The sequence below is a fragment of the Vibrio sp. 03_296 genome (assembly GCF_002265885.1).
Genome location: NZ_NPKW01000434.1, coordinates 1 through 559 on the forward strand (window position 1 = coordinate 1; position 559 = coordinate 559).

At 49.2% G+C, this 559-nt stretch carries 1 pseudogene; it reads right to left on the reverse strand.

Going from position 1 to position 559, the window contains the following annotated elements:
- Positions 1-559 (reverse strand): annotated as a pseudogene (locus CIK04_RS25180) (primosomal protein N'); the annotation flags it as partial.

Here is a 559-nt window from a genome sequence, read left to right on the forward strand (position 1 = left end):
AATAGTGCCACTAACGTCACGTCTGGGAAATGATGGCCTTTAGCCAGCATTTGCGTGCCAATTAAAATTTGGTATTCCCCTTTGCGAATGGCTTCTAAAGCGCTTTCGAGGCTACCTTTGCGTCGTGYGCTATCGCGGTCGATGCGAATTGCTTTGTAGTCAAGGAACAGGGTCGTCAACTGGTTTCCAGTTGCTCAGTGCCGACACCAACTGTCACCAGTTGTGTAGAGCCACAACCTTGGCACTGGTGAATAATAGGTTGTTGAGAGCCACAGTGGTGACAGCGGATTTCATTGCTGTACTGGTGATAAGTGTAATAGGCATCGCAGCGTTTGCACTCGGCAATCCAACCACATTCATGGCACATTAACGCAGGGGAGAAGCCTCGACGATTGAGAAATAGCATCACCTGATTGCCGCTTTAAATGACGACGCTATTTCAGCAATGAGTGGCGCTGAGAGGCCACTTTCCAGATAGAGCCCTTTGACATCCAGCACTTTATTGGTGGTTGGCACGGCCTATTCCTGCTCGTTGGGTCAGCGAGAGATGATGATATTK